Origin of the sequence: Bacillus sp. SIMBA_008, assembly GCF_046535495.1 — a bacterium.
In the GTDB taxonomy this organism is placed as follows: domain Bacteria; phylum Bacillota; class Bacilli; order Bacillales; family Bacillaceae; genus Bacillus; species Bacillus subtilis.
This window is the reverse complement of the sequence record NZ_JAWRWL010000001.1, coordinates 530610-553113: the sequence shown is the minus strand read 5'-3', so window position 1 is coordinate 553113 and position 22504 is coordinate 530610. Positions and strand designations below refer to the sequence as shown.

25 protein-coding genes and 4 pseudogenes are annotated in these 22504 nt (G+C 39.6%); 6 read left to right on the top strand and 23 right to left on the bottom strand.

Annotated features, from left to right (window positions below):
* Positions 1 to 45 precede the first annotated feature (45 nt).
* From SB658_RS02960 to SB658_RS02925, 8 genes are read right to left on the bottom strand one after another with little or no spacing between them, the layout of a single operon-like run.
* Positions 46 to 789: a class I SAM-dependent DNA methyltransferase gene (locus tag SB658_RS02960; protein WP_003229973.1), complete on the bottom strand. Its 744-nt coding sequence runs from the start codon at positions 787 to 789 to the stop codon at positions 46 to 48.
* Positions 786 to 1142, bottom strand: coding sequence for a ribosome silencing factor (gene rsfS, locus SB658_RS02955; RefSeq protein ID WP_014480315.1), 357 nt, complete (start codon positions 1140 to 1142; stop codon positions 786 to 788). Before rsfS ends, SB658_RS02960 begins: the two co-directional genes overlap by 4 nt.
* A 17-nt stretch (positions 1143 to 1159) precedes the next feature.
* Positions 1160 to 1720, bottom strand: a complete 561-nt coding sequence (gene yqeK, locus SB658_RS02950) for a bis(5'-nucleosyl)-tetraphosphatase (symmetrical) YqeK (RefSeq protein ID WP_014480316.1) — start codon at positions 1718 to 1720, stop codon at positions 1160 to 1162.
* Positions 1710 to 2279, bottom strand: coding sequence for a nicotinate-nucleotide adenylyltransferase (locus SB658_RS02945; protein WP_004398676.1), 570 nt, complete (start codon positions 2277 to 2279; stop codon positions 1710 to 1712). The genes yqeK and SB658_RS02945 overlap by 11 nt, the downstream gene beginning before the upstream one ends.
* Before the next feature lie 11 nt (positions 2280 to 2290).
* Entirely contained in the window at positions 2291 to 2581 is a 291-nt protein-coding gene (gene yhbY, locus SB658_RS02940) for a ribosome assembly RNA-binding protein YhbY (RefSeq protein ID WP_003226133.1), read from the bottom strand.
* On the bottom strand, positions 2575 to 3417 hold the full coding sequence (gene aroE, locus SB658_RS02935) for a shikimate dehydrogenase (protein ID WP_076458133.1): 843 nt from the start codon (positions 3415 to 3417) through the stop codon (positions 2575 to 2577). The genes yhbY and aroE overlap by 7 nt, the downstream gene beginning before the upstream one ends.
* A gap of 17 nt (positions 3418 to 3434) precedes the next feature.
* Entirely contained in the window at positions 3435 to 4535 is a 1101-nt protein-coding gene (gene yqeH, locus SB658_RS02930; RefSeq protein WP_003229966.1) for a ribosome biogenesis GTPase YqeH, read from the bottom strand.
* A 3-nt stretch (positions 4536 to 4538) separates the two neighbouring features.
* Positions 4539 to 5057, bottom strand: coding sequence for a YqeG family HAD IIIA-type phosphatase (locus SB658_RS02925; RefSeq protein ID WP_003226126.1), 519 nt, complete (start codon positions 5055 to 5057; stop codon positions 4539 to 4541).
* 360 nt (positions 5058 to 5417) lie between these two features.
* Here SB658_RS02925 and sda point away from each other — a divergent pair, with 360 nt between their 5' ends.
* The gene (gene sda, locus SB658_RS02920) at positions 5418 to 5558 is read left to right on the top strand and encodes a sporulation histidine kinase inhibitor Sda (RefSeq protein WP_003226124.1); all 141 of its coding nucleotides are present in this window, start codon (positions 5418 to 5420) and stop codon (positions 5556 to 5558) included.
* Between the two features lie 305 nt (positions 5559 to 5863).
* On the opposite strand, the gene SB658_RS02915 is transcribed toward sda, so the two are convergent.
* Both SB658_RS02915 and cwlH read right to left on the bottom strand, forming a co-directional pair.
* Positions 5864 to 6595, bottom strand: a complete 732-nt coding sequence (locus SB658_RS02915) for an SGNH/GDSL hydrolase family protein (RefSeq protein ID WP_003229964.1) — start codon at positions 6593 to 6595, stop codon at positions 5864 to 5866.
* 251 nt (positions 6596 to 6846) lie between these two features.
* A complete protein-coding gene (gene cwlH, locus SB658_RS02910) occupies positions 6847 to 7599 on the bottom strand; it encodes an N-acetylmuramoyl-L-alanine amidase CwlH (RefSeq protein ID WP_144500699.1) in 753 nt (250 codons plus the stop codon).
* A 186-nt stretch (positions 7600 to 7785) separates the two neighbouring features.
* On the opposite strand from cwlH, the gene SB658_RS02905 reads away from it, so the two are divergent.
* Positions 7786 to 8412 carry a TVP38/TMEM64 family protein gene (locus tag SB658_RS02905; protein WP_144500698.1) on the top strand — a complete coding sequence of 209 codons (627 nt, stop codon included), beginning with the start codon at positions 7786 to 7788 and terminating at the stop codon, positions 8410 to 8412.
* An 18-nt stretch (positions 8413 to 8430) separates the two neighbouring features.
* Here the strand turns inward: SB658_RS02905 and gnd are convergent, their stop codons facing one another.
* The gene (gnd, locus tag SB658_RS02900) at positions 8431 to 9324 is read right to left on the bottom strand and encodes a phosphogluconate dehydrogenase (NAD(+)-dependent, decarboxylating) (RefSeq protein WP_038429331.1); all 894 of its coding nucleotides are present in this window, start codon (positions 9322 to 9324) and stop codon (positions 8431 to 8433) included.
* A gap of 251 nt (positions 9325 to 9575) precedes the next feature.
* Here gnd and SB658_RS02895 point away from each other — a divergent pair, with 251 nt between their 5' ends.
* Positions 9576 to 10298 (top strand): YqeB family protein, encoded by a 723-nt coding sequence (locus SB658_RS02895; RefSeq protein ID WP_010886572.1) that lies wholly within the window; start codon positions 9576 to 9578, stop codon positions 10296 to 10298.
* Positions 10299 to 10330: 32 nt separating this feature from the next.
* Here the strand turns inward: SB658_RS02895 and nucB are convergent, their stop codons facing one another.
* Positions 10331 to 10741: a sporulation-specific Dnase NucB gene (nucB, locus tag SB658_RS02890; protein WP_009967785.1), complete on the bottom strand. Its 411-nt coding sequence runs from the start codon at positions 10739 to 10741 to the stop codon at positions 10331 to 10333.
* Positions 10742 to 10936: 195 nt separating this feature from the next.
* Here nucB and SB658_RS02885 point away from each other — a divergent pair.
* Positions 10937 to 11287: pseudogene (locus SB658_RS02885) on the top strand (sigma-70 family RNA polymerase sigma factor); the annotation flags it as partial.
* Between the two features lie 27 nt (positions 11288 to 11314).
* Here the strand turns inward: SB658_RS02885 and spoIVCA are convergent.
* The 10 genes and pseudogenes from spoIVCA to SB658_RS02835 all read right to left on the bottom strand — a co-directional run bounded on the left by spoIVCA (position 11315) and on the right by SB658_RS02835 (position 20025).
* The gene (spoIVCA, locus tag SB658_RS02880; RefSeq protein ID WP_223257626.1) at positions 11315 to 12775 is read right to left on the bottom strand and encodes a site-specific DNA recombinase SpoIVCA; all 1461 of its coding nucleotides are present in this window, start codon (positions 12773 to 12775) and stop codon (positions 11315 to 11317) included.
* Positions 12733 to 12911 (bottom strand): annotated as a pseudogene (locus tag SB658_RS02875) (hypothetical protein). The gene spoIVCA and the pseudogene SB658_RS02875 overlap by 43 nt, the downstream one beginning before the upstream one ends.
* A 354-nt stretch (positions 12912 to 13265) precedes the next feature.
* Positions 13266 to 13685, bottom strand: coding sequence for a thioredoxin-dependent arsenate reductase (locus tag SB658_RS02870; RefSeq protein WP_004398596.1), 420 nt, complete (start codon positions 13683 to 13685; stop codon positions 13266 to 13268).
* Between the two features lie 11 nt (positions 13686 to 13696).
* Positions 13697 to 14737 (bottom strand): arsenite efflux transporter Acr3, encoded by a 1041-nt coding sequence (gene acr3 / locus SB658_RS02865; RefSeq protein ID WP_004398718.1) that lies wholly within the window; start codon positions 14735 to 14737, stop codon positions 13697 to 13699.
* Between the two features lie 22 nt (positions 14738 to 14759).
* On the bottom strand, positions 14760 to 15200 hold the full coding sequence (locus SB658_RS02860) for an ArsI/CadI family heavy metal resistance metalloenzyme (protein WP_003229954.1): 441 nt from the start codon (positions 15198 to 15200) through the stop codon (positions 14760 to 14762).
* A gap of 60 nt (positions 15201 to 15260) precedes the next feature.
* Complete coding sequence (gene arsR, locus SB658_RS02855; protein ID WP_004399122.1) at positions 15261 to 15578, bottom strand: arsenical resistance operon transcriptional regulator ArsR; 318 nt, start codon at positions 15576 to 15578, stop codon at positions 15261 to 15263.
* A 371-nt stretch (positions 15579 to 15949) separates the two neighbouring features.
* Entirely contained in the window at positions 15950 to 16714 is a 765-nt protein-coding gene (locus SB658_RS02850; RefSeq protein ID WP_004398670.1) for a YqcI/YcgG family protein, read from the bottom strand.
* Positions 16715 to 17027: 313 nt separating this feature from the next.
* Positions 17028 to 17498, bottom strand: a complete 471-nt coding sequence (locus SB658_RS02845; protein WP_015714301.1) for a FixH family protein — start codon at positions 17496 to 17498, stop codon at positions 17028 to 17030.
* A 28-nt stretch (positions 17499 to 17526) separates the two neighbouring features.
* Positions 17527 to 18890: pseudogene (locus SB658_RS02840) on the bottom strand (PepSY-associated TM helix domain-containing protein).
* A gap of 541 nt (positions 18891 to 19431) precedes the next feature.
* Entirely contained in the window at positions 19432 to 20025 is a 594-nt protein-coding gene (locus SB658_RS02835; RefSeq protein WP_015714302.1) for a TetR/AcrR family transcriptional regulator, read from the bottom strand.
* A 157-nt stretch (positions 20026 to 20182) separates the two neighbouring features.
* On the opposite strand from SB658_RS02835, the gene SB658_RS02830 reads away from it, so the two are divergent.
* Both SB658_RS02830 and SB658_RS02825 read left to right on the top strand, forming a co-directional pair.
* Positions 20183 to 21178, top strand: a complete 996-nt coding sequence (locus SB658_RS02830) for an NADPH:quinone oxidoreductase family protein (RefSeq protein ID WP_015714303.1) — start codon at positions 20183 to 20185, stop codon at positions 21176 to 21178.
* Between the two features lie 287 nt (positions 21179 to 21465).
* A pseudogene (locus SB658_RS02825) lies at positions 21466 to 21598 on the top strand (DUF255 domain-containing protein); the annotation flags it as partial.
* Positions 21599 to 21708: 110 nt separating this feature from the next.
* Here the strand turns inward: SB658_RS02825 and SB658_RS02820 are convergent.
* On the bottom strand, positions 21709 to 22101 hold the full coding sequence (locus tag SB658_RS02820) for a BclA C-terminal domain-containing protein (protein WP_230488262.1): 393 nt from the start codon (positions 22099 to 22101) through the stop codon (positions 21709 to 21711).
* Positions 22102 to 22504 lie beyond the last annotated feature (403 nt).

Genomic DNA, 22504 nt, shown 5'->3' with positions numbered 1-22504 from the left:
TCTGTACTGCAAAAGCATAAAAAAGCATTTTAAAAAACCATCGTTTTAGGAAACGATGGTTTTTGATTTCTGCGCCTTGAAAAAGAGGCGTTCTGATTGTGCTGATGGCTCGGTATCCGTAAAATCAGCTGTCACGCGATGGAGCTGAAAGCCGCAGTTCTTAAGCATTTCTTCGTATTCTTCCACCGGGAACGTTCTTTGCTCGTGTGTCTCATCAAAACGATCATACGCTTCTCCGTTCCACACAAAAAACGACATATCATGAATGACAGAAAGCTCGTCACTTCCGGCAAAGCTCTGCCAAATATAGCTGATATCTTCGTCCTGGTCAGCAAATGTGCTATCCGGAAAGACTTCCGCAATTTTAAAAGATGAATGAACATCAAACAGCAGGATGCCTTCAGGCTTTAATACCCGAAAAACACTTTTAAAGGTTTCGATCACATCATTTTTTGTTTTTAAATAATTTAATGAGTCACAGCATATCACAACAGCGTCAAATTGACCGTCAAAGCCGGTAATCTCTCTCATATCCTGCTGAAGAAATAAAATAGGCTGGCTACTCGATACCTTTTGCTGGGCGAAAGAAAGCATCTCTTCGCTGAGATCGATGCCTGTAACCTCGAAGCCTTTTTCGGCAAGCCGGATGGAGATTTCCCCCGTGCCGCATGCCAGATCGAGAATACGGCCTTTTTCCGGGAGAGATGCTTCAATCCATTTTGTCCATTGATCGTAAGGCGCGTGTGACATTAACTCGTCATACACGCTTGCAAAGCCTTGATAAATCATTGATTCATTCCAAGATCAAGATCTGCGAGTGGAGCGTCTCCCCACAGCTTTTCAAGGTTGTAGTAGCTTCTTTCGTCCTTGTGGAAGACATGGACAATCACATCGCCTAGATCAACGAGAACCCATCTTGCTTCATCAAAGCCTTCCATCTTTTTGACTTGAATGCCGTTTTCATCAGCTTGATCCTTGATTTCACGGGCAATAGCCTGTACCTGTTTATCTGAATTTCCGTGGCAGATCAGAAAATAATCAGCAACCAGAGAAATACCTTCCATATCCAGTGCTAAAATATCCTCTGCCCGTTTATCATCGCAAGCCGCAGCTGCGATCTTTAAAATGGACTTTTGGTTCATTCACAAATTCCTCCTGTTCAGCTGCCAGACACAAGCCAGTTATACGTTAAAAATGTGTCTGGAAAAACCGGTTGATTTTTTTTCATAAGAAAAACCATTGTATTTTTAATGGACTGAATCAGCGCTTGATTCAAATCTGTCTCAGCAAGCTTACGCACCTCATCGACACCGGGAAATGCCCGGTTTGGCTCAATGTAATCGGCAACGTAAATGACTTTTTCTAAAAGTGTCATGCCGGGGCGGCCTGAGGTATGATACCTAATGGCGTCAAGAATGTCTTCATCTTGAACCCCTGCCTCTCTTTGGACCAAATAAGCGCCGACCGGAGCGTGCCAGAGCTCCGGATTATGATCCAATAAATGCGCAGGCATTTTTTCACGCGCAATAATTTGTTTCATTTCTTCTTTCGGGCGGAATTTGGCGTAATCATGAAAGATTGCCGCTGTTTCCGCTTTTTTAGAATCGGCTCCAAAACGCTCCGCAAGTTCGATCGCCGTGTTCATCACGCCAACCGTATGGATATATCGGTGTTCGGTCAATTGCTGCTTCACGCATGCAAGTGCCTCCTCACGATTCATATAAACCATTCTCCTCTACATACTTCTTCACTTTATCAGGGATTAAGTAGTCAGTGGGCTTCTTGCTTTTAAACCGTTCCCTTATCATAGTTGATGATACCTCAAATTCCGGAACGTCTGCAAAGAGAAGCGGATAAGGGGTTTCAACATGAAAACCGGGGCGCTTTACTCCAATAAATTGAATGAGGTTCAGCAGCTCGTCCAGCTTATACCATTTCGGCAAATATTCAATCATATCAGCGCCGATAATAAAGAACAGCTGATCATTTGGATAACGCTGCTTCAGTAAAGAAACGGTATCAAAGGTATATGATGGCCCTTCTCTTTCCATTTCAACAAGCTCCAGCTTAAAGGACGGATTAGATTGAATTGCAAGCTTTAGCATTTCCACGCGATGAAAGCTGTCGGTATAGTCTTCGTTCTGTTTATGCGGCGGAATTTGATTAGGCATAAACCAAATTTCATCAAGCCCCGCCTGGTACAGCACCTCATTCGCCATTAAGAGGTGACCATTATGCGGAGGGTCAAACGTGCCTCCGAAAATTCCGATTTTCTTCATTTCAACCACCTTTAAGGAAGCTCGATTTGTTTATTTTCCTTTGATTCCTTATATAACACAATCGTATTGCCGATTGTCTGCACCAATTGAGAGCGGCTTCCTTTTACAAGAGCTTCCGCTACATCGTTTTTATCCTCTTCGCAATTCTGAAGCACGCTGACTTTAATCAGCTCTCTCGCTTCAAGCGCCTCAGCAATTTGTTTAATCATGTTGTCGTTTACTCCGCCTTTACCTACTTGAAAAATCGGCGTTAAATGATGCGCTTTTGAACGCAAAAAACGTTTTTGTTTACCTGTTAACATTCTGTTCCTCCTAATTTTCCTATTACAATAGATCTCATTTTTTCAATATCAGGCTCTTGTCCAGTCCACAATTGGAAAGACAATGCTGCCTGTTCAACAAACATGCCCACACCATCGAGTGTTTTCAAGCCTTTTTGGCTTGCTTCTTTTAAAAGGGCCGTCTGTATTGGATTATACACGATATCACATACGACGGCACTGCTCGCGGCACGCTGTAATGAAAGCGGCACATCGTCCACGTTCGGATACATGCCCACAGACGTTGTATGGATGATAACATCATACTGCTCAAGACGTTCTTCTGCTTCTTTTATGCTTAATACTTCTTTATTGTGAAACGAGGGAGTAGCTTCTGTAAGCCGCTTTGCTTTTTCTAACGTCCGGTTGCAAATGTCAAATTTTTTCGGGGTATTTCGGACAATTGTTGTAAAAATGGCTCTCGCCGCTCCGCCAGCGCCGATCATTAAGAATGACAGTTCAGAGATGGGCTTGTCTAATACCTTCATTAATGACTTCACGAAGCCTTCCCCATCGGTATTGTATCCGACAAGCTTATCTCCCTCTCTTCTGACCGTGTTTACGGCACCGAGCACTTTTGCACTCTCATCAATATGATCCAAATAATCCATAATGGAAACCTTGTGCGGAACAGTCACATTGATTCCTTGTACGCCTAGAGCTCTTATTCCTTTTACCGCATCCTCCAGATCATTCTCTTCTACCTTGAAGGCATGATAATGTCCGTCAAGCCCGAGGTCTTTCAATGATGCGTTATGAATATCAGGTGACATAGAATGGCCAATAGGATTTCCGATAACCCCGTACAGCTTTTTCATACACCTCTCCCCTTTTCTTAAATTAATGAACGCCGAACAAATACATGAACGCCTTTTGGCGCGTATGCAGTTACCTTTTTATCAGCGTCATGGACAGTAACCCAGCCTAACCCAGAGAAAACGATATCTGTCTTTTTGTCTTTTATCGTAAACGTATGGGCGACCAATTCCGGAAACTCATCCATTTCATCTTTACCCGGAGGTGTGAGCAATTCCCCTGCATGCTTTTCATAAAGCGCGTCTGCATTTTCAAGTTTTGTTCTATGAATCATCAGCTCATTCGGCATATAGCAAATAAAAGGAGATCTTTCCCCAGACACATAATCAAACCTTGCAAGTCCGCCAAAATACAGTGTTTGCTGATCATTAAGCTGGAATGTGCGAGGCTTCAGCTCCTTTTTAGGAGATAATATTTTCAGATCCTTTTTATTGACATAATGCGCCATTTGATGGTTGTTGATAATTCCCGGTGTATCATAAAGCGATGAACCGTCATCCAGCGGGATTTCAATCGCATCAAGGGTTGTGCCAGGAAATTGGGATGTTGTAATAATATCTTCTTCTCCTGACACTTCTTTAATAATCCGGTTAATAAAGGTTGACTTTCCTACATTTGTACATCCGACAACATAGACGTCTTTTCCGTTGCGGTAATGCTCAATCGCGTCAATTACTTCTCTGATTCCCTGGCCGCGTCCCGCACTGACCAAAAATACGTCAACCGGTTTTAAGCCAAGCTCTTTCGCTTCACGCTTCATCCATTGGATCAGACGCTCTCTTTTCAGTGACTTAGGCAAAATATCCGCTTTATTGCCAACTAATAAGATAGGGTTTCCCCCCACCAAGCGCTGCAGCCCATTAATCCAGCTGCCGTTAAAATCAAAAATATCAACAATTTTTACGACAAGAGAGTCCGTTTCTCCAATACCGTGAAGAATGTTCAAAAAATCATCATCAGTTAAGGAGACATCTTGTATTTCATTATAGTTTTTCAGTCTGAAGCAACGCTGGCAAATCACATTTTCTTTCGTAAGCGATGCAGGCGGCGCGTACCCCAAACCTGTTTTGTCCTCGGTTTGGATCGTAACTCCGCACCCGATACAAACAACCTTTTCCATTTCTTACTCCTCCCACTGAATGTGCCCTTTTCGTTTGAGAGCACTCAGTATTCTGCGTTCGACCTGGCGGTTAAAGCGCGTAATGAATCCGTCAGAGGAAGCGACTGGCACGACCAAAATCGTATGGTAGCCGTTTCGGTTTCCCCCGAGTACATCGGTCAGCAGCTGGTCTCCGATGACAACGCAGTCCTCTTTTTTCAGCTCCATATTGCGCACCGCTCTATTAAAGGCTTTACCCATCGGTTTTCTTGCTTTATAGATGAATGGGATTCCAAGCGGTTCTGAGAAAAGTTTCACTCTTCTTTCGTTATTATTAGAGACAATTGTCACTTTAATGCCGTGTTCCTTCATTTCTTCAAACCACTCGATCAATCGCGGCGTCGCGTTCGGCCTGTCCCATTCAACAAGCGTATTATCCAGGTCAGTAATAATTCCTTTTACATTTCGTTCCTTTAATTTCTCAGGTGTAATATGAAAAATATTTTTTACAAACTCGTCAGGTAAAAAAAACTTTTTTAACAAAACCCGCACCCTTCCCTTTTCTTTCTCTCAAAATGATTGTCGAAAAAAATCGAACTTGCGCCTAAAGAAAAACTGAGCAAAAAAATTTCGACAAAAATTGGGTTTCTTCACCAGGTGTGGATAAATTTACACACACTATCCACTCTTATTACATCACTCTTTAGACAAATTATAAACACGATACTCACAAGTTATCCACTTTTTGGTGTGGATAACAGAACGATTGTTCTTATATGCATTTCATGGTAGATTAAAGATAACTTCAACCTCAGATGAACGCAACTTATCATTGTATGCGTTAAAATCATGAATGATTCCAACTTTTAAGGAGGTGCCTCTCCCATTAATTGGGTTCCTAGCATGAGAAAACTGTCTGATGAATTACTAATAGAATCTTATTTCAAAGCCACCGAAATGAATTTAAACCGTGACTTTATCGAGTTAATTGAAAACGAAATAAAAAGAAGATCGCTCGGACATATTATTTCCGTATCTTCTTAATAGGAATTTGTCTATTTTTTCCGGGCGTATTTCCTTTTTTTACTCAGATGACTGATATTATATCACTTTGGCTGCGCGCTTTACTACTATTTTCAGCAAAAAACACCCCTAAAAAGAGGTGTTTTAAAGGGCCGGTTATTATGCTAACCAGTATATGCCGCCCACAACCAGGAGAACAACAACTAAAACAACAATAAAAGCGTATCCATATGCTCTGCCTGCGCCATACATGTGAAGCGCCTCCTTAATAAGGTTTTATAACAGCCTATGTAGGAGAAATAAATCGGACTAGGCGGTTGTCCGGCTCAACGCTGCAGGATCTGCCCATCTTGTATTCCTTCATATACGATCCTTGCCCCTTTAGGTGTCATATGATTTCCAGAAGGATCTATAAGACCAGATTGGATAAGCGCTTCATCAGTTGCTTTTCCGCCGTCTGCTTCTATAAAATGCTTCCAGTTATCTACAAGAGGGACATCCAGGCGCTTCGACACATCTCTTGTAATATCGTTATATGAGTTGTGCCATTTCCTTGCTCCGCCTTTTGGTTCAAAAGCAGCTGCTTGATATCTGGAATAGTAAAACAGATGATGCTTCCCATTACCTTCTATAATTGGGATACACGTCATTAAGATTGGCTTGATCCCGTGTTTTCTGCTTTCTTCAATAAAATAAACCAGATTTTCTCTAAAACGCTGCTTCGACACTCTCGGTTTCCCCTCAGTCAGTATGGCAGCGTCATTGGTGCCGAACATAATAAACAAATACTTCGGTTTTTGATCCAGCACATCTGTCTGAAATCGGAGACGGGCATCCTCTGTCGTCTGTCCGCCGATTCCCGCATTGAGTATATCAAGGTTACCGCGCTCAGCTGTTTTTAATATATTGACCCACTGCTGTGCTTTTGGATAATCGCGATAATCCCAATTAGAGCCACGCGTATTGCTGTCACCAAATGCTACAACGTCTTCGTATCCCCTTCCCTCGCATCCTGCTGTAACAAACAGCAGAAGGAAAAGGATGATAAAATGTTTCATCTTTACACCCCCAAAAGCCTCACCTTAATGTTATACCTCTGTTTCTCTTCATTCAATGAAGAGTTTTTCGCTATCACTGTTTTTTCCTATAGTTAACGTGTCCCCCTCAGTGAATATCATTCTGCTTTCATTGCGGCGCAGCTGATGATTTTTTAAAATTCCCTTCTTTCCAATCTGAAAAACACACAAACCAAAGAAAAGAAAATAACCTGAATCCGCACTGGAAACAGGTTATCCGTTAAATCCTGCATTTACTTTAACTTCGATTTAAGCTTGGCCTTTGTTTTTGGCCCATAAATCCCGTCTGCAGTTAATCCGTTCATGAGCTGAAAACGCTTGACGGCATTCGCTGTTTTCGGTCCGTAAACTCCATCTATGCCATTGTTTTTGGCTCCCTTATCAGGGTAAAAGTGAAGTGCAGCTAAAGCCTTTTGCAGCTGGAGAATGTTTGTGCCCTTTCGATAAGGCGAAGAGAGCTTTATAACCCCAGACGGCAGAGGATATGATGGTGAAGTTTCTTTTGGAGGTGTATCCGAGGAAGAAATTCCGTTTATAAAAGAGTTCCAGTGGTCCAAGAGTTTCCGCGGACATTCTTTCCCGGACCATTTTTTGTGGGGAACAACACGATGTAACGGAATATTGTTTTCCTTCATCAGCTTTCTGATCAGCCACTGGGCATTTGATGTTGCTTTTTCAAAATCGCCGTCAGCATTTTCGCAGATTTCAATCCCGATCGATTTGCGGTTTCCTGTCCCGTTTGTACCGTCTCCCGCATGCCAGCCGTTTTCATCTATCGGGAGATGCTGATAAATGACTGAATCGTCAACTGTAAAATGCCAGCTTTCGGATGTGTTCGGGTTTTTCACAAAATTGGCGTGCATTTTCGCATCAGCGCCTTTTGCTGTATTCGCTGTATTATGCACCGTAATATAAGCAGGCGTCATCGAATAGCCAGGACGATTATTATTTGATAGCGGTATAAAATCCTTTTTTATGGTTACCATTTCTATCCCTCCCTATTATTAAGAATGCAGAAAACACAGAGATGGACAGCCTTTTTTATGAGGTAAAAAAGAATTGTGTTCTTAACCTGGTTTTCAGTTGAACCGCTGAAATGGCACCAGTTATACTAATTTAGATGACGGAGGTTTTGGCTCCTGACATCACCTAAGTTGGGAGTGACCATAGACATGTTAAAAAAAGTAATAGGTATACTTGTGATTATCGCTATCATTGCAGTCGGTTTTTTTCAGAAAGAAGCTTGGCTTGATGCAATCAAAGCAGGAGGGATGTTTTCCGTTTTATTTAGTATGCTGCTGATTGCTGCCGATGTTTTTTTCCCAATAGTGCCGTTTGCTTTGGTTGCTGCTTTAAATGGCGCAGTGTTCGGGACTGCAAATGGAATTTGGATTACACTGACCGGCTCAATGCTTGGTACAATATTGCTGTTTTTTCTCGCCAGGTACAGTTTTAGAGATTGGGCCAGAAAAAAAGTTCAGGCCTATCCTGCCATACAAAGCTACGAGGCTTCCTTCAACAAAAACGCTTTTACCGCTGTTTTATTAGGAAGGCTGATACCTGTCATACCTTCACTTGTAATGAACGTGATCTGCGGGCTGAGCCAGGTTCGCTGGCATGTTTTTTTCTTTGCGTCTTTAATAGGGAAAATCCCCAATATTGTTGTTGTCACTATTGCAGGTGCCAATTTCACCAGCAATAAATTATTGTCTATCACCATTTACGGTGCATATATTCTGATCATCATGCTGGTCATTTATAAAAAGTTCCCTCATCTTCTGAAGGTGCCAAAAAAATAAGGAGGCTTGTTGGCCCCCTTACTTTTTTTCTGTCGCATGGCCTCCAAATTCATTTCGAAGCGCAGCAACCACCTTTCCTGTAAACGTATCGTCTGTTAAAGAACGGTATCTCATCATCAGTGACATGGCGATGACCGGAGTTGCCGTCTGCAGATCAAGCGCGGTTTCCACCGTCCATTTTCCTTCACCTGAGGAATGCATAATGCCCTTGATCTGATCCAGTTTCGCATCCTTAGCGAAAGCTCGCTCAGTCAGTCCCATAAGCCAAGAACGAATGACAGAACCATGATTCCACACTCTGGCAACCTTCTCGTAGTCAAAATCAAATTGGCTGTTTTCAAGCACTTCGAATCCTTCACCAATCGCGGCCATCATTCCATACTCAATTCCATTATGGATCATTTTTAAAAAATGTCCGCTTCCCGCTTCACCAGCGTATAGATAACCATTTTCGACGGCAGTATCACGAAAAAGCGGTTCCACAATCTCCCATGCTTCATGATCGCCCCCCACCATAAAACAGGCTCCATGCCGTGCGCCTTCCATTCCGCCCGACGTTCCGGCATCGAGATAATGGATACCCGCTTCTTTCATTTGATTGTAGCGGCGAATTGATTCTTTATAATGAGAGTTTCCAGCTTCGATAATCATATCGCCTTTACTTAATAAAGGTGATACATCACGCAAAACAGCATCGACAATGCCATGCGGTACCATAACCCATAGGATACGCGGCGGGTCTAATAAAGAAATGAACTCTTTAAGATTCGTTGTCCCCTCAGCCCCGTATGCTTTCAGTTCATCAACAGCCGCTTGATTTACATCATATCCAACCGCTTGATGATTGCGGTCAATGAATTGCTTTCCTATGTTTATGCCCATTTTCCCTAAGCCGATTAATCCAATTTTCATATCTGTTCCTCCTGATTGTCTAAAAAGCCTTTACTCTTTATGTTCCCTTTGGATTGTATTGTGATACGCAGAAAACAAATGGGGCTTACATCGTCTGCGCATGTAAATTTTATTTTTCATGACTGACTGTGCCTGCCAGTTCTATTACTGAATCTCTTTATATCCATAATTATCACTTTATCCTTGATTTACCATCAGTTTAAGTTAAAATATGGGAAGGTATTCGATTTTTTTAGTAAAAAGAAGGTGACATGTTGCAGAATCAATCTCATACTCTTATCGGAGTTACGAAAACCGCTGTATTCTTTTTATACGCTGCACTTGCAATCATCGGTTTTGCAATCGGGTATTTTATTCCGCAGATTGCGAAATGGGCATTATCCCTCCCCTGGATCCCTCTTGAAGGACCACTTCGGCTCATTACCTCTTTTCAGGGATCTACAGCTTCATTTATCACTGCTCTTCTCGGTATGTGTGCGGGGATTTGGTTCGCTCATTCTGTTATTGCAATGCTGCTGTCTGTCAAAATTACAGATCACACAGTGGAATTCATCAAAGGAAAAAAAGTGCAAACAATTCATTCCGATGACATCGCTCTTGTATTTATGGATCACAAACGGCTTGTCCTCCTGGGAACAGCCGGATATGAATTGGTACGGGAAGAAATTGATGAAAAACCAGTAAACGTTGAGAAGGCCTTTAGACAGCATCATTACGAATGGGCAACAGATGGTGATCCGTTTAAAGATCAATTTCGCCGATGGATTCCTGATGCACCAGACCTATCGCAAGGCGCCCATGCCTTATTAAAAGCTCGTCACAAAGCACTGCAGGACGAAGAAAAAGACGATATTGAAGAATTCCGTCTCGAACTGGCACAGCTGGGCATCGTTGTACGGGACGAAGGCACACGCCAATATTGGCGAAAAGCAGAAACCTATCCCCCGAAAATTCAGCTCGGCGAAGGATTGTAACAACAGAGGCTCAAGAAAGAGCCTCTTCTTTATTACTGCACAATAAACAGCACTCTGGTGCCGTCAGGGTAGCTGCTCATTTGATTCCCTACCCACGAGCCGGCGCCGCGATTATCAGAAGGCGTCACATATCGGACATCAGCCCCTGCACCGCCTTCCTCGCAGACCGCCATCGGCCACTCATCCCGGTCATAGCCCGGCTTGGTCGGGATTCCCTTTAAAGATTCCTCCCGCCTTTTGTCTGCTCCATCTCTGTCAATGGTACAAATATCTGGATGTCCCTCTGCAATCGCATCCCTAATATGACTGCCGGTTTCCGGATAACGAGACAGCGGAAAATATAACACTTTGTCATACGAAGATGCGCCTTGGATCTGTTGCGGAACCATTAAACAAAGAAGAACTGCTGCAGCAAGAAACAGGCCTGCCATCCATTTTTTCATTCCCATCCCCCCATACCTTTGTTCATTTCAATGTATGGGCGCTTGATGAAGAATATTTTTAACATTTGAAGTTAGTATGCTGCTTACCAAAGCCGGACTCCCCCGCGAGAAATTTCCCGGTACAGACACAGACAGCCTCCCGGTCACATACATTTACATATAGGCTTTTGCCTACATACTTTTGTGGAGGTGACGATGGTGACAGGTGTTTTCGCAGCGCTCGGCTTTGTTGTTAAAGAGCTTGTCTTTTTAGTATCTTACGTGAAAAACAATGCCTTTCCACAACCGCTCTCAAGCAGCGAAGAAAAAAAATACTTAGAGCTCATGGCTAAAGGGGATGAACATGCCAGAAACATGCTGATTGAGCATAATCTTCGCTTGGTCGCCCATATTGTGAAAAAGTTCGAAAATACAGGTGAGGATGCAGAGGACTTAATCTCCATCGGAACGATCGGGCTGATAAAAGGAATTGAAAGCTATTCCGCTGGTAAAGGGACAAAGCTGGCGACGTATGCTGCGAGGTGTATTGAAAATGAGATTGTAATTACAAAAGGGGGGTGCATACACCCCTCTTTAATACGTTTCAATATATATGGTGTCAGAATCCACAATGGTAACTTCTTTCACGATAAAGTTAACAATTGTTTTTTTATCTTCAAGAGTTAAGTTATCTGCACCGATTGATTGAAAATAGTCGATGGCTCTTTTTAGAGCATTTTCACTTGAGCTCGTATCATCTAGGACTTTCATTTTTGACTGGATTTCGTTACACTTTTCAGTAAGCTGATTTTGCTTTTTTTGCAGTTCAATAATTTGTGCTTTGATTTCATCTATGTCTAAATCATCGTCATCGCTTAGGCTGATTAGCGTTAAAAGACGCTTGCGGCCTTTTTTTGTTTTCTCTATCTCTTTTTCAATAAGTTCTAATTCATCAGACAGGTGATTTGATTGTTCAGCCTCTTTAAAAGAAACATACTTTTGAGGATTTGTGATGAATTTAAAAATTTCACCCCATACATGCCGGTTCAATTTATTCTCAGACATTTCTTTTCCGCAGCCGCGGTCCTTTGCGCCAGAATAATTTTTCCGGCAAGTATATACATAGTAGTCTTTACCATGTGATTTTCTTTTCTTCCCTGTCATGGTATTTCCGCATTTTCCGCATCTAACCAAACCCGATAACAAGTAATTGTGAGGGCTGATACTCAAGTGTTTTCTTTTACTTTGACCTAAGAGTTCTTGAGCATAATCCCATTGTTCAGCTGGAACAATTGCTGGAATTGTCACAGTGATTTGTTCTTCTTCAGGCCTTATTTTAATTATAGATTTGTTCCCTGCCTGCTTTGAAACATAGGAACCCTCTGTATCATATTTATACTGTCTATGTTCACCCTTATAGGAAGAGTTCATTAATATTTGCCGAACAACCTGCCTGTGCCATACTTTGGCGCCTTTTTTTGTTTTAACCCCCATCTGAGTTAAATGTAGAGCAATACCATTTACTCTGCCGAAAAAAGGGCTTTTATGATCGGTGAAATAGTTAAAAATCATCCGAATGATTTTTGCTTCCTCTTCTAATATCTCAAGAGTTCTTTTCTCTTTAACAAATTTATAGCCATATAGTTTAGAATCTTTAATGATCATGCCTTTTTTCATTTTTTGAAGTCGGCCGCTTGATGTCCGTTCTTTGATTTTGGCTTTTTCAAATTCTGAGATTGCCCCGCGCATTGCGAAAAACAATTGACCTTCTGGAGAATTGGCGTATTCACCATTTACAAAAATCAAAGGTATGTTTCGCTTTCGCAATTCGTCATCAATGATTAGCTGATTCATTAATTTCCGAGAAAGACGGTCAGGATCGTAACAAATGACTTGACTTATAAGTCCCTTGCTTGCATCCTCCCTCAAGCGATTCAAAGCCGGACGTTCTAAAAGCTCTCCTGAAAATCCTTCATCTGCATACTTCAGCACATCTTTAGTCCCTGCTTTCTTTATACAGGCCTCGATTTGGCTGTCGATGCTCGATCCCTTGATCGCTTGTTCCTCGGTCGATACCCTTACATATATTGCTATCACCCTGAATCTCCTTCCTATAAAGTTTTATTAAATAATGATAGCAATCGTTAATGCATTTGTCAGCTTGCGGTCCCTCGATGATTATCACTTTCATAAAATGCATCACCCCTTGGGTAATGCTATGTAACAGCTGTTTGTCCAAATGAGGAGATTTTAAATTAAACTATAGTGTTATTAAACGTTTCAATGAATATGCAAAAAATTTAAAAAAAGTTGTTGTGACTTTTCTACACTCCTTTAGGTCCTCAATAGAAAAGATTTTATTTTCTATGCCTCAACATTCGCTTATTATAGTTTTCAATGATTTATTATTATTTGAGAGTACAATGGAGTAGTGTTTTTCATTGTTAGATAGTTAATGACATTTCACTGGTGTCAAGTTCGTATAGCTAGACATTAATAAAAAAAGGACACATATAAATATGCATCCTTTAACAAAAGAGTTTATTTATTTCCCTGTTTCAGCAAATTCCTTCAACCTATTCCCTATTTCATCACGAACTCTTTGGAAAAACGCCCATTTTTCTTCTTCTGTCCCTTGTGCTCTTGCCGGATCATCAAAACCCCAATGCTCACGTTTTACATGTGGAGGCGTCATCGGGCATTTATCAGCAGCATCTCCACAAAGCGTAACAACTAAATCAGCATTGTTCAGAATATCAGAATCGATTATATCTGACGTTTGATTAGAGATATCTATACCAACTTCCTTCATCGCTTTAACAGCATTCGGATTTAATCCATGTGCTTCTATCCCCGCGCTATACACTTTCCACTCATCACCTAAATATTGTTTAGCCCATCCTTCAGCCATTTGGCTCCGGCAAGAGTTCCCTGTACATAAAAAGTAAATGATTTTATTCTCCATATATTCCACCTCTACATCGAGTGACTTCCAAAGTATTTTCGTTGAAACCATAAAGCAACCTTAACAAGTGCTATCATGACTGGCACTTCTACAAGCGGACCAATTACGGCGGCAAATGCTGCACCCGAATGAATTCCAAATACACCAACAGCTACAGCAATCGCTAATTCAAAGTTATTGCTTCCTGCTGTAAAAGCTAAAGTAGTAGTTACAGCATAGTTTGCCCCGATTTTCTTCCCTAAAAAGAAGGAAACAAAGAACATTAAAACAAAGTAAATCAATAATGGAATCGCAACTCGGACAACATCTAACGGCAAGCTAACAATTACATCACCTTTTAAGGAAAACATGACGATAATTGTAAATAGCAAAGCAATTAACGTAATTGGACTAATCTTAGGAATGAACACTTTTTCATACCATTCTTTGCCCTTCACTTTTACAAAAATATAACGTGTCACCATTCCTGCAATAAAAGGAACTCCAAGGTAAATGAATACTGATTTTGCGACTTCTGCCATCGTAATATTCACTACTGCTCCTTCCATCCCTAACCATTGCGGAATAACTGTTACAAAAATGTAAGCATAAACTGAGAAAAAAAGCATTTGGAAAATTGAGTTGAAAGCAACTAATCCTGCCGCGTATTCCGTATCACCTTTTGATAAGTCATTCCAAACAATAACCATCGCAATACAGCGAGCTAATCCAATCATAATAAGCCCAATCATATACTCCGGTTTATCTGGCAAAAAGATGATAGCCAAAATAAACATGAGAGTCGGTCCGATGATCCAGTTTTGCACTAAAGATAAAATTAACACTTTAATATCTTTAAATACCCGTCCAATTTCTTCATATCGAACCTTTGCTAGTGGTGGATACATCATTAATACTAATCCAATAGCTAAAGGGATAGATGTAGTTCCTACTTGTAATTTGTTTAATCCACCAACAAAACTCGGAAATATAAAACCTAATCCTATCCCCAATGCCATCGCAAGAAAAATCCAGATGGTTAAATAACGGTCTAAAAAAGATAAACGTTTCATTACTTTATCCTCACCTTTTTTACTAACAGCAAGAGTTCGTTGTAATATCACTTGGCGGTGTTACACAACAAGAGGAGGAATCTTGTTTTTGAACCTCGCTGTTCGATTTGGTATAGAAAAATTCCCACTCGTTCCCATCTGGATCAGTAATCCAAAATTTATCTTGGACTGCATAACAACAAGTCGTATCCATTTCTTCACGTGCAAAAAACCCTTCTTTTTCAAGCCTTTTCTTGTGTTTCAAAACTTCTTCCAAACTATCTACTTGGAATCCAAAATGATTCACTTGATTTCCCTTCACCTCATCTGCGACATTTAAAGTGAAATTCAGTCCAGGAGTCTCTAATAGAAACTTTGCATAGTCTGTTTTTACTTTTACAGCCTTTACTCCAAAAACTTTTTCATAAAAATTGATCGATTTCTCTAAACTGACAACGTTAACCCCTACATGAACATATTTCATTTTAATTCCCCCTCTTATATATTAATCAAAAAAATTTGATATAATACCTAAAAAATTTTTTTAGCAGCAATCTCCTTCACCTTTTTTTCTAAATATACAACAAAGCTCTTCTGATAATAAACCATTTACTTCCTCATCATTTAGATCATAATAACTCCATGTTCCCTTTGTCTCTTTCGTTATTAAGTTGGCATCCAATAAAATTTTTAGATGATAAGAAAGTTTAGATTGCGTCACCTCAAAAATCTCAGTCAGATCACAAACACAGGTTTTTCCCCTTTGACAAAGTTCATACATGATCTCTAATCGTTTCTGATCAGCAAGAGCCTTAAATTTTTGTTCATATTTCCGTAGCAGTTCTGATTTCGTCTCATCCATTCATATCGCCTTCTTTAATCAATTTTTTTTGATGTATTTATTATACTCATGATTTTTAAATTAATGCAAGCAAATAAATCAATTTATTTTGATTAATTGTAAAACCCGCTAAAAGCTTGTGTAACCAGATAGAGGTTTTCCATTTTTATTATTTCCTCCATCGCTACTTTGCTACTACAGCAACGGAGATCATAAACGCTAATTTCTAATTTCAAGAAAAAAACATTAAATAATTTTTGTGAATATGTAGAATCGATAATAATTCGAGATAATACGTATTTAGTCAGAGCACACAGATTTATCATCAATTAAAACCTTATGTGAAGATATAAGCCATTCAATCCATCCTTCCACATAAGGTTTTAAACAATTTAATCAGACCTTTTCTTTTTGAATAAGTTCTTCATTTTCATAAAAGGGCATTGTGACACTTGATTTTCATCATCTCGCAAGAAGTACTGTTTCCACTCCAGATTGTCTTTTTTTCCATACCATCCTAAATGCGGATGGATAGGTACTTCATCATATGCCTCAAGCCTTTTTCGAATTTGCTTACTCATATTTCGTCCAAATGCAGTAGTATCATTTAGATCCTCAAAAACCCATCTAGGCTGAAACGTCAACATAAAATAAGGAAAACTTCTGCTTTTTCTTTTGCTGTGAGCCGGTGTAGCACACAGAACAAAATATGGTTCTCCATTAAAACAGTATTCCCATTGAAAGTTATCTGGATTTTCTGGTATATCATCTGGCCAATCAGCTGGATCTTCCATACTCAATGAATTGAGCAACTGCCAAAACAACGATTCGTAATCCTCAATTTTGTAATCAGTCAGTAATTCTTCTGGTGTATGAAATATTACAGTTAATGATGCATACTTTCCTGTCTCTCGTGAAATAGTTCCATACCGAGTAAGCAATGGCGCTAATTCCTTCGCAGTCTCGGGATTCCTAGGATCACCGACAAAAGCAATTCGCAGCTGGTCGCTTAAAAATGCTTGCCTTCCCGGTATACAAGGAAATTTATTTTCTTTATCACCTATTTTTTCATTCAAATAGTTAAACGAATCTAATTGCCAACCAGGTAGCGTTTCTTTAATTTTTTCAAGATCACTTTTAGCATATAACTCAGTCAATAAATCCACCTCCGAAGGCATTTATCATAATGTATTGCGGGAGCACGAAGGAGGTGAATGTCTAATTACTTTTTCATAAATCCGAATGAATATTAATTAAATGGTTAATGCTTTAATGGGTAAGTAGTATTTGCTTATCACAAAAAACAAAAATCCAGGTTTAAGTCTGCGTTTAGACGTTCATGCACACTCAGCCCTCAAAACGTATAACGCCGGACTTTCTGGATTTTTTTATTTTAACACCAACAAACGATCTTTAATTGAGTAAAAAGTAAACATATTGGTATTATCTCTAAAACAGTATGCACTTAGATTAGTGATGATTTTGATGCTCTTGATGCTTTTTGTTATCAGGTTTAAAAACGTTCTTGTCCTCTTCAAGTAGCTTACCGACTATAACCTGTCTGGTGGGCATTACATGTGCGTCTCTTGTTTTTACATCTGCTTTAATATTATATAAGCCATCATCAGTAAATGTCTTTGTAGCAACGTATATCCCATTGTTTTCATACTCAGCTTCTACCACTTCTAAATGCTCTTTATGATTTTCTTTCCATATCTCAAACTTTACATTCGTTGCATACTCTACTTTTTTTCCTTCTTGCGTCAGTTTCATTTTTAAATTTTGTTCTTTATTCTTTGATAGGCTAGAAGGTAAAATTATCTCTACATCAAGTTGTTTTGATTGTACATACTGGTCAGCAGCATTAGGATCAACAGTGCATGAAGTTAATAGGAGCATTAATATGATTAGGAAAAAGAAAGACAATCCTCTACTATTCAAATCGACCTCACTAATCAATCAATTTTTATTAATTTATTATGGTTTTCAACTTTGAAATCCTTTTAATGAGGAGATTATCAATTATCCAGACTAGCACAAGAGATATTCCTACCAAAGGGAATAGGACACCAAACATTATGATGATAAGTATTAGGAGTTTCATGGTTTTGAGTTCGGGAGATTTTGGTGCCCCTAACTTTCCGGCAGGTTTACGTTTCCACCAAAGAATAAATCCACTTATCCCAACTGCTACAATTCCAATACAGATCATTAAACCGATCAATTGGTTAACCAGTCCAAACTGTGTCCCTTTGTGAAGAGTTATTCCAAGAGCAATTATTTTTCCCATAGTGCCGTAGTTGTCATAACGATAATCTGCTAGGACAGCCCCCGTGTATTGATCTATATGCATCGTTGCCTCATCTTGTGCTTTGGGCGGAAAAACGGACATTGTATAAACTCCGTCAGTTTTTTGAGGAATGTAAATATCATAACCAGGCGTAATGTTTTGTTCTTCTGCAATCGTTACAACATCATCAATAGAAAGTTACTTGAAACAGGAACTTCTAGATTCTCAGCTGCCCAAGGGACATCGGCAACTTCTTTTGTTTGAGTTGATGTCGGAGCTTCTCCAACCCAAATAGATGGAGGATATCCGAATCCTGAATTTGTAGTTAATTGCTGAAATGTGTTTCCCCATAAACCAGACCATGGTAATCCCGTTAAAACCAAAAATAACATGCCTGCAGAAATCCAGAATGCAGGTACTGCATGTAAATCCCTAGTCAATATTTTCTTTCCTTTTGTAACTCTGGGAATCATGACACCCCGTACCTTCATTCTATTTCTGGGCCACCATAAATAAATACCGGTCACGATAAGTATTAGCGCCCAACAAGCTGTTAATTCCACAATTCTGTCCCCTGCTGTTCCTGCCATTAATTCACCGTGAAATTCTTCGATTTTATCCATTATTCGATTATCATCAGCAAGTTGCCCTATAATTTGCCCATTATGTGGATTAACAAACACAATATAGGAACTGTCTTTGGAAACAATACCCACTTCGGCAGATCGTTCTGGATGATCACTGGGTCTATATTTTATTATTTCAGCGTCAGGATACCTTTCTTTTATTGCTTCAAATTGTACTGATGGAGAGACTGTTTTTGATTCTGCCTGAACCTCGTATAGATCTTTGTATAAATGATTTTCGATTTGAGGCTTAAACAAGTACACACCACCTGTGACAGCCAATATAAGTAAGAAAGGCAAAAAGATCAAACCCGCATAAAAATGCCATCGCCAAACTGTCTGATAAAGTGAAGTTCTCGCTGTTTTTCTCTTAGAATATTCCTTCTTTTCAATTGCAGAATAATCTGATTTTAACATTTGTTTTCTCCTTTTTATTTTCTAAAACAAATTATTGTCTTATCACAAAGTCAATATTTAATGTTGTTACAAAAAGAAATGTGCAAGACAAATTACATAGCCCCTTCCTCATTCTCTCTTTTTAAAAAAATACTAAAGAGACCTTATAACAACAATACGATCATGTTAATATTTGTTAATTTTTGTTGAATTATGTTATTTCATAACAAAAAAAGACTCTTTTAAGGTCTTTTAAGATTTTACGCATAGGTTTTGTTTAGATTCCATTTTTTCAAACAAGAATAACCTTACTTTGGTGCAAGTCATGAAATCCTAAAGAAGATTTAATAAAACTCCAAAACAAAAAAGATACCAATATAGTTTGGTATCTTAAATAAAGTGAATGCTTATGAAGTAGTGAAGTCATTCATTATATGGTTTTAAGGCTAGCACTATAATCCTTGCTTACCTCAACGCTTGTTATACTTCAGGCCTCATTTCTGTTTTTATATTCGCTATATCTTTTTCTGTTACGTAAAGAGTAGAGATTGAACCAATAGAATTAAGTGAGCTTTAGAAGACTTAAAAAGCTCTGATAACAAATCTCTTTATAATATTCATGTGAATTTATATCTTCACTCATTAGCCATTGAATGAGCAATCCATCTACAATAGATCGCATTGTTTTTGAAGCTTTTTCAACATCTATACTTTGGTCAAATACTCCTGTTTCCTGTCCAAAAATAATAATGTTAGATGTGATGCCCCAGCACTGTTGATAAAAGCTATGGTTAATTTTCCTGTACGTTTCATTTCGGGTTGCCTGAGACAAGAAATCTAAATAAACCTTGTAAAACTTTTCATTTTCCTCGGGAGAGACAAATATTGAATTTACATAAGCTTTCAACTTATCCAGTGGCGTAGATTCCGAATCCACTGCTTTCAATTCATGTTTATAAATTTTATTTGTAATCCACTCAAGTAGTTGAGAAAGGGTATCTTCCTTATTATCAAAGTAATAATGCACGACGCCCTTACTAACTCCTGCGTGATCAGCAATACTTTGTAGTGTAACTGAATTATAACCTTGTGTTGACACAGCTTGGAAAGCTGCCCTTAATATTTGATTCTTTCTTTCTTCTGCTTTTTTCTTCATAATAAACCTCCAGAAAGCTAACCTTCAATTAGTATACAACAGTTCATGAAATCCACACAAAATTATTCTGACCAGACAAAATAGTTTGACCGGTCAGAATAATTGTGTATACTTAAAGTGGTTTCACATCAAGATAGCATATTGGAGGATTTATAAAATGAAAGACGAATTCAAGGCTCTAGTTGTAAACAAAGTTGATGATGAATTTTCAATTAAAGTAAAGAATGTTTCTCCAGCGTTTTTACCAGAAAGTGATGTCCACATCCAAGTACACTACTCTGGAATTAACTACAAAGATGGACTTGCAGGGAACCCCAATGGGAAAATCGTAAGAAAATACCCATTTATACCGGGTATAGATTTAGCAGGTGTAGTCATTTCTTCTAATGATCCTCGCTTTAAAGAGGGAGATAAGGTGATTGCCACAAGTTATGATATAGGTGTTTCTCATTTTGGCGGTTTTAGCGAATATGCAAGTCTCCCTGGAGACTGGATTGTACCTTTACCTGATAATTTGACCCTCAAAGAAGCAATGATAGTAGGAACAGCTGGCTTCACAGCGGCACTATCTATTCAACGTCTAGAAGAAAATAACCTATCTCCTGAAAAAGGAAAAGTTCTGGTAACAGGAGCAACAGGTGGCGTTGGTAGTTTTGCTGTTTCATTCCTTAACTCTCTCGGTTATCAAGTAGAAGCTAGTACAGGTAAAGAATCAGAATATGATTACTTACGAAAACTTGGAGCTAGTACAATTATTTCACGGGATATGACCTATGGAGGGAAGGTCAAAGCCTTAGGATCACAAAAATGGGCGGCAGCTGTTGATCCTGTAGGCGGGGAACCTCTTGCCTCTATCTTAAGCCAAATTCAATATGGAGGTTCCGTTGCTGTTAGTGGATTAACAGCTGGAACAAAACTGCCAACTACTGTTTTTCCATTCATCTTAAGAGGTGTTAATTTACTTGGGATTGATTCTGTATCTTGTCCAATGGAAACACGGTTAAAAACATGGCATCGTGTAGCAACTGATTTTAAACCATCTAGTTTAGAGGAATTTATTTCACAAGAAATTACTTTAGATCAACTTCCTAACGTTCTTCCTGAAATATTGGAAGGACAAGTAAGAGGGAGAACGATTGTAAATATCGTATGATTATTCATCAGAACTCATCCAGTTGCTAAAGATGAAACAATGTCTTAAAGGGCTAGTAAAGGGATTCTCAACAGGAATTCCTTTACTTATTATAGCTTACTTTATGTAAATGCAAAAATATAAGGAGTGATCCTCCCCATTCAGCTTACACAGTCTTAATGATATGAAAACGCTTATTCATCGTACATTATAAATGTGGCTCCTAGTCTAGAGTTTCGTTTATGGGCAAACAAAGCTCAAATAAATAGGAACCCACCTTGTCACAATAAACTCAATAGACTAATGCTGAGAAGTCTCCATATTTACTACAATACACCCACACCCCTGTTTGACTGGTTCCCTTGGAGAGAAGAAGACTTTGAAAAAGCCAAATGCGAAAACAAGCCGTTTCTGGTCAGCATCGGTTATTCGAACTTTCATTAGTGACAAGTTCGTGTATCTACACATATCCCTTAAGATGTACATAACTTTGAAATTGTAATTAAAGACAAATAAAAAAGGAACTCATTTGAATTCCTTTTTATAACTTATTAGTTTAATCGAATGATAGTCAAGGCTGCTCCGGTTGATCCCCCTCCTAAAAGAATAACTGTAGCTACTACTCCGAATAATTGAAGTGATATTCTGTCTCCTGCATCCAAAGTAGCGAACACATCATCATTGTAACTAGAAGTTGATACTGCTGGAGAAATGATTGAACCTGGTATTGGATCACCATTACGCATTAATCTAGAACCAGCAAGTAATGAAAGAGTGGTATTGATTTGATATGAGAGATAATAACGTCCTGCCACTGGCACAGTAAACATATTATTACCTCCATTTACTGTAAAACCGTCTAAGCTTTGATTGTTCGGTAAGGGTACTGGGGAACCACCCAGTACCACTGCAATTGTACTACCAACTGTATTAGATGCATACATAGAGTTTCCTGTTACACTTCCGCCTGTTCCTGTTGGTCCGGTTATTCCTGTTGCTCCCGTTACTCCCGTTGGTCCCGTTGCTCCCGTTATTCCTGTTGCTCCCGTTATTCCGGTTGCTCCTGTTGCTCCCGTTGCTCCTGTTGCTCCCGTTGCTCCGGTTGGTCCTGTTGCACCCGTTGGTCCGGTTATTCCTGTTGCTCCCGTTACTCCCGTTGGTCCGGTTGCTCCTGTTATTCCGGTTGCACCCGTTGGTCCGGTTGGTCCCGTTATTCCTGTTGCTCCCGTTACTCCCGTTGGTCCGGTTGCTCCTGTTATTCCGGTTGCACCCGTTGGTCCGGTTGCTCCTGTTATTCCGGTTGCACCCGTTGGTCCGGTTGCTCCCGTTGCTCCGGTCGGTCCTGTT

Bases quoted from the DNA above. Each gene is read 5' to 3' on its own strand.
- SB658_RS02960 (WP_003229973.1), bottom strand. From the start codon at position 789: ATGATTTATCAAGGCTTTGCAAGCGTGTATGACGAGTTAATGTCACAC.
- rsfS (WP_014480315.1), bottom strand. From the start codon at position 1,142: ATGAACCAAAAGTCCATTTTAAAGATCGCAGCTGCGGCTTGCGATGAT.
- yqeK (WP_014480316.1), bottom strand. From the start codon at position 1,720: ATGAATCGTGAGGAGGCACTTGCATGCGTGAAGCAGCAATTGACCGAA.
- SB658_RS02945 (WP_004398676.1), bottom strand. From the start codon at position 2,279: ATGAAGAAAATCGGAATTTTCGGAGGCACGTTTGACCCTCCGCATAAT.
- yhbY (WP_003226133.1), bottom strand. From the start codon at position 2,581: ATGTTAACAGGTAAACAAAAACGTTTTTTGCGTTCAAAAGCGCATCAT.
- aroE (WP_076458133.1), bottom strand. From the start codon at position 3,417: ATGAAAAAGCTGTACGGGGTTATCGGAAATCCTATTGGCCATTCTATG.
- yqeH (WP_003229966.1), bottom strand. From the start codon at position 4,535: ATGGAAAAGGTTGTTTGTATCGGGTGCGGAGTTACGATCCAAACCGAG.
- sda (WP_003226124.1), top strand. From the start codon at position 5,418: ATGAGAAAACTGTCTGATGAATTACTAATAGAATCTTATTTCAAAGCC.
- SB658_RS02915 (WP_003229964.1), bottom strand. From the start codon at position 6,595: ATGAAACATTTTATCATCCTTTTCCTTCTGCTGTTTGTTACAGCAGGA.
- cwlH (WP_144500699.1), bottom strand. From the start codon at position 7,599: ATGGTAACCATAAAAAAGGATTTTATACCGCTATCAAATAATAATCGT.
- SB658_RS02905 (WP_144500698.1), top strand. From the start codon at position 7,786: ATGTTAAAAAAAGTAATAGGTATACTTGTGATTATCGCTATCATTGCA.
- gnd (WP_038429331.1), bottom strand. From the start codon at position 9,324: ATGAAAATTGGATTAATCGGCTTAGGGAAAATGGGCATAAACATAGGA.
- SB658_RS02895 (WP_010886572.1), top strand. From the start codon at position 9,576: ATGTTGCAGAATCAATCTCATACTCTTATCGGAGTTACGAAAACCGCT.
- nucB (WP_009967785.1), bottom strand. From the start codon at position 10,741: ATGAAAAAATGGATGGCAGGCCTGTTTCTTGCTGCAGCAGTTCTTCTT.
- SB658_RS02870 (WP_004398596.1), bottom strand. From the start codon at position 13,685: ATGGAGAATAAAATCATTTACTTTTTATGTACAGGGAACTCTTGCCGG.
- acr3 (WP_004398718.1), bottom strand. From the start codon at position 14,737: ATGAAACGTTTATCTTTTTTAGACCGTTATTTAACCATCTGGATTTTT.
- SB658_RS02860 (WP_003229954.1), bottom strand. From the start codon at position 15,200: ATGAAATATGTTCATGTAGGGGTTAACGTTGTCAGTTTAGAGAAATCG.
- arsR (WP_004399122.1), bottom strand. From the start codon at position 15,578: ATGGATGAGACGAAATCAGAACTGCTACGGAAATATGAACAAAAATTT.
- SB658_RS02835 (WP_015714302.1), bottom strand. From the start codon at position 20,025: ATGAAGAAAAAAGCAGAAGAAAGAAAGAATCAAATATTAAGGGCAGCT.
- SB658_RS02830 (WP_015714303.1), top strand. From the start codon at position 20,183: ATGAAAGACGAATTCAAGGCTCTAGTTGTAAACAAAGTTGATGATGAA.
- SB658_RS02820 (WP_230488262.1), bottom strand. From the start codon at position 22,101: ATGTATGCATCTAATACAGTTGGTAGTACAATTGCAGTGGTACTGGGT.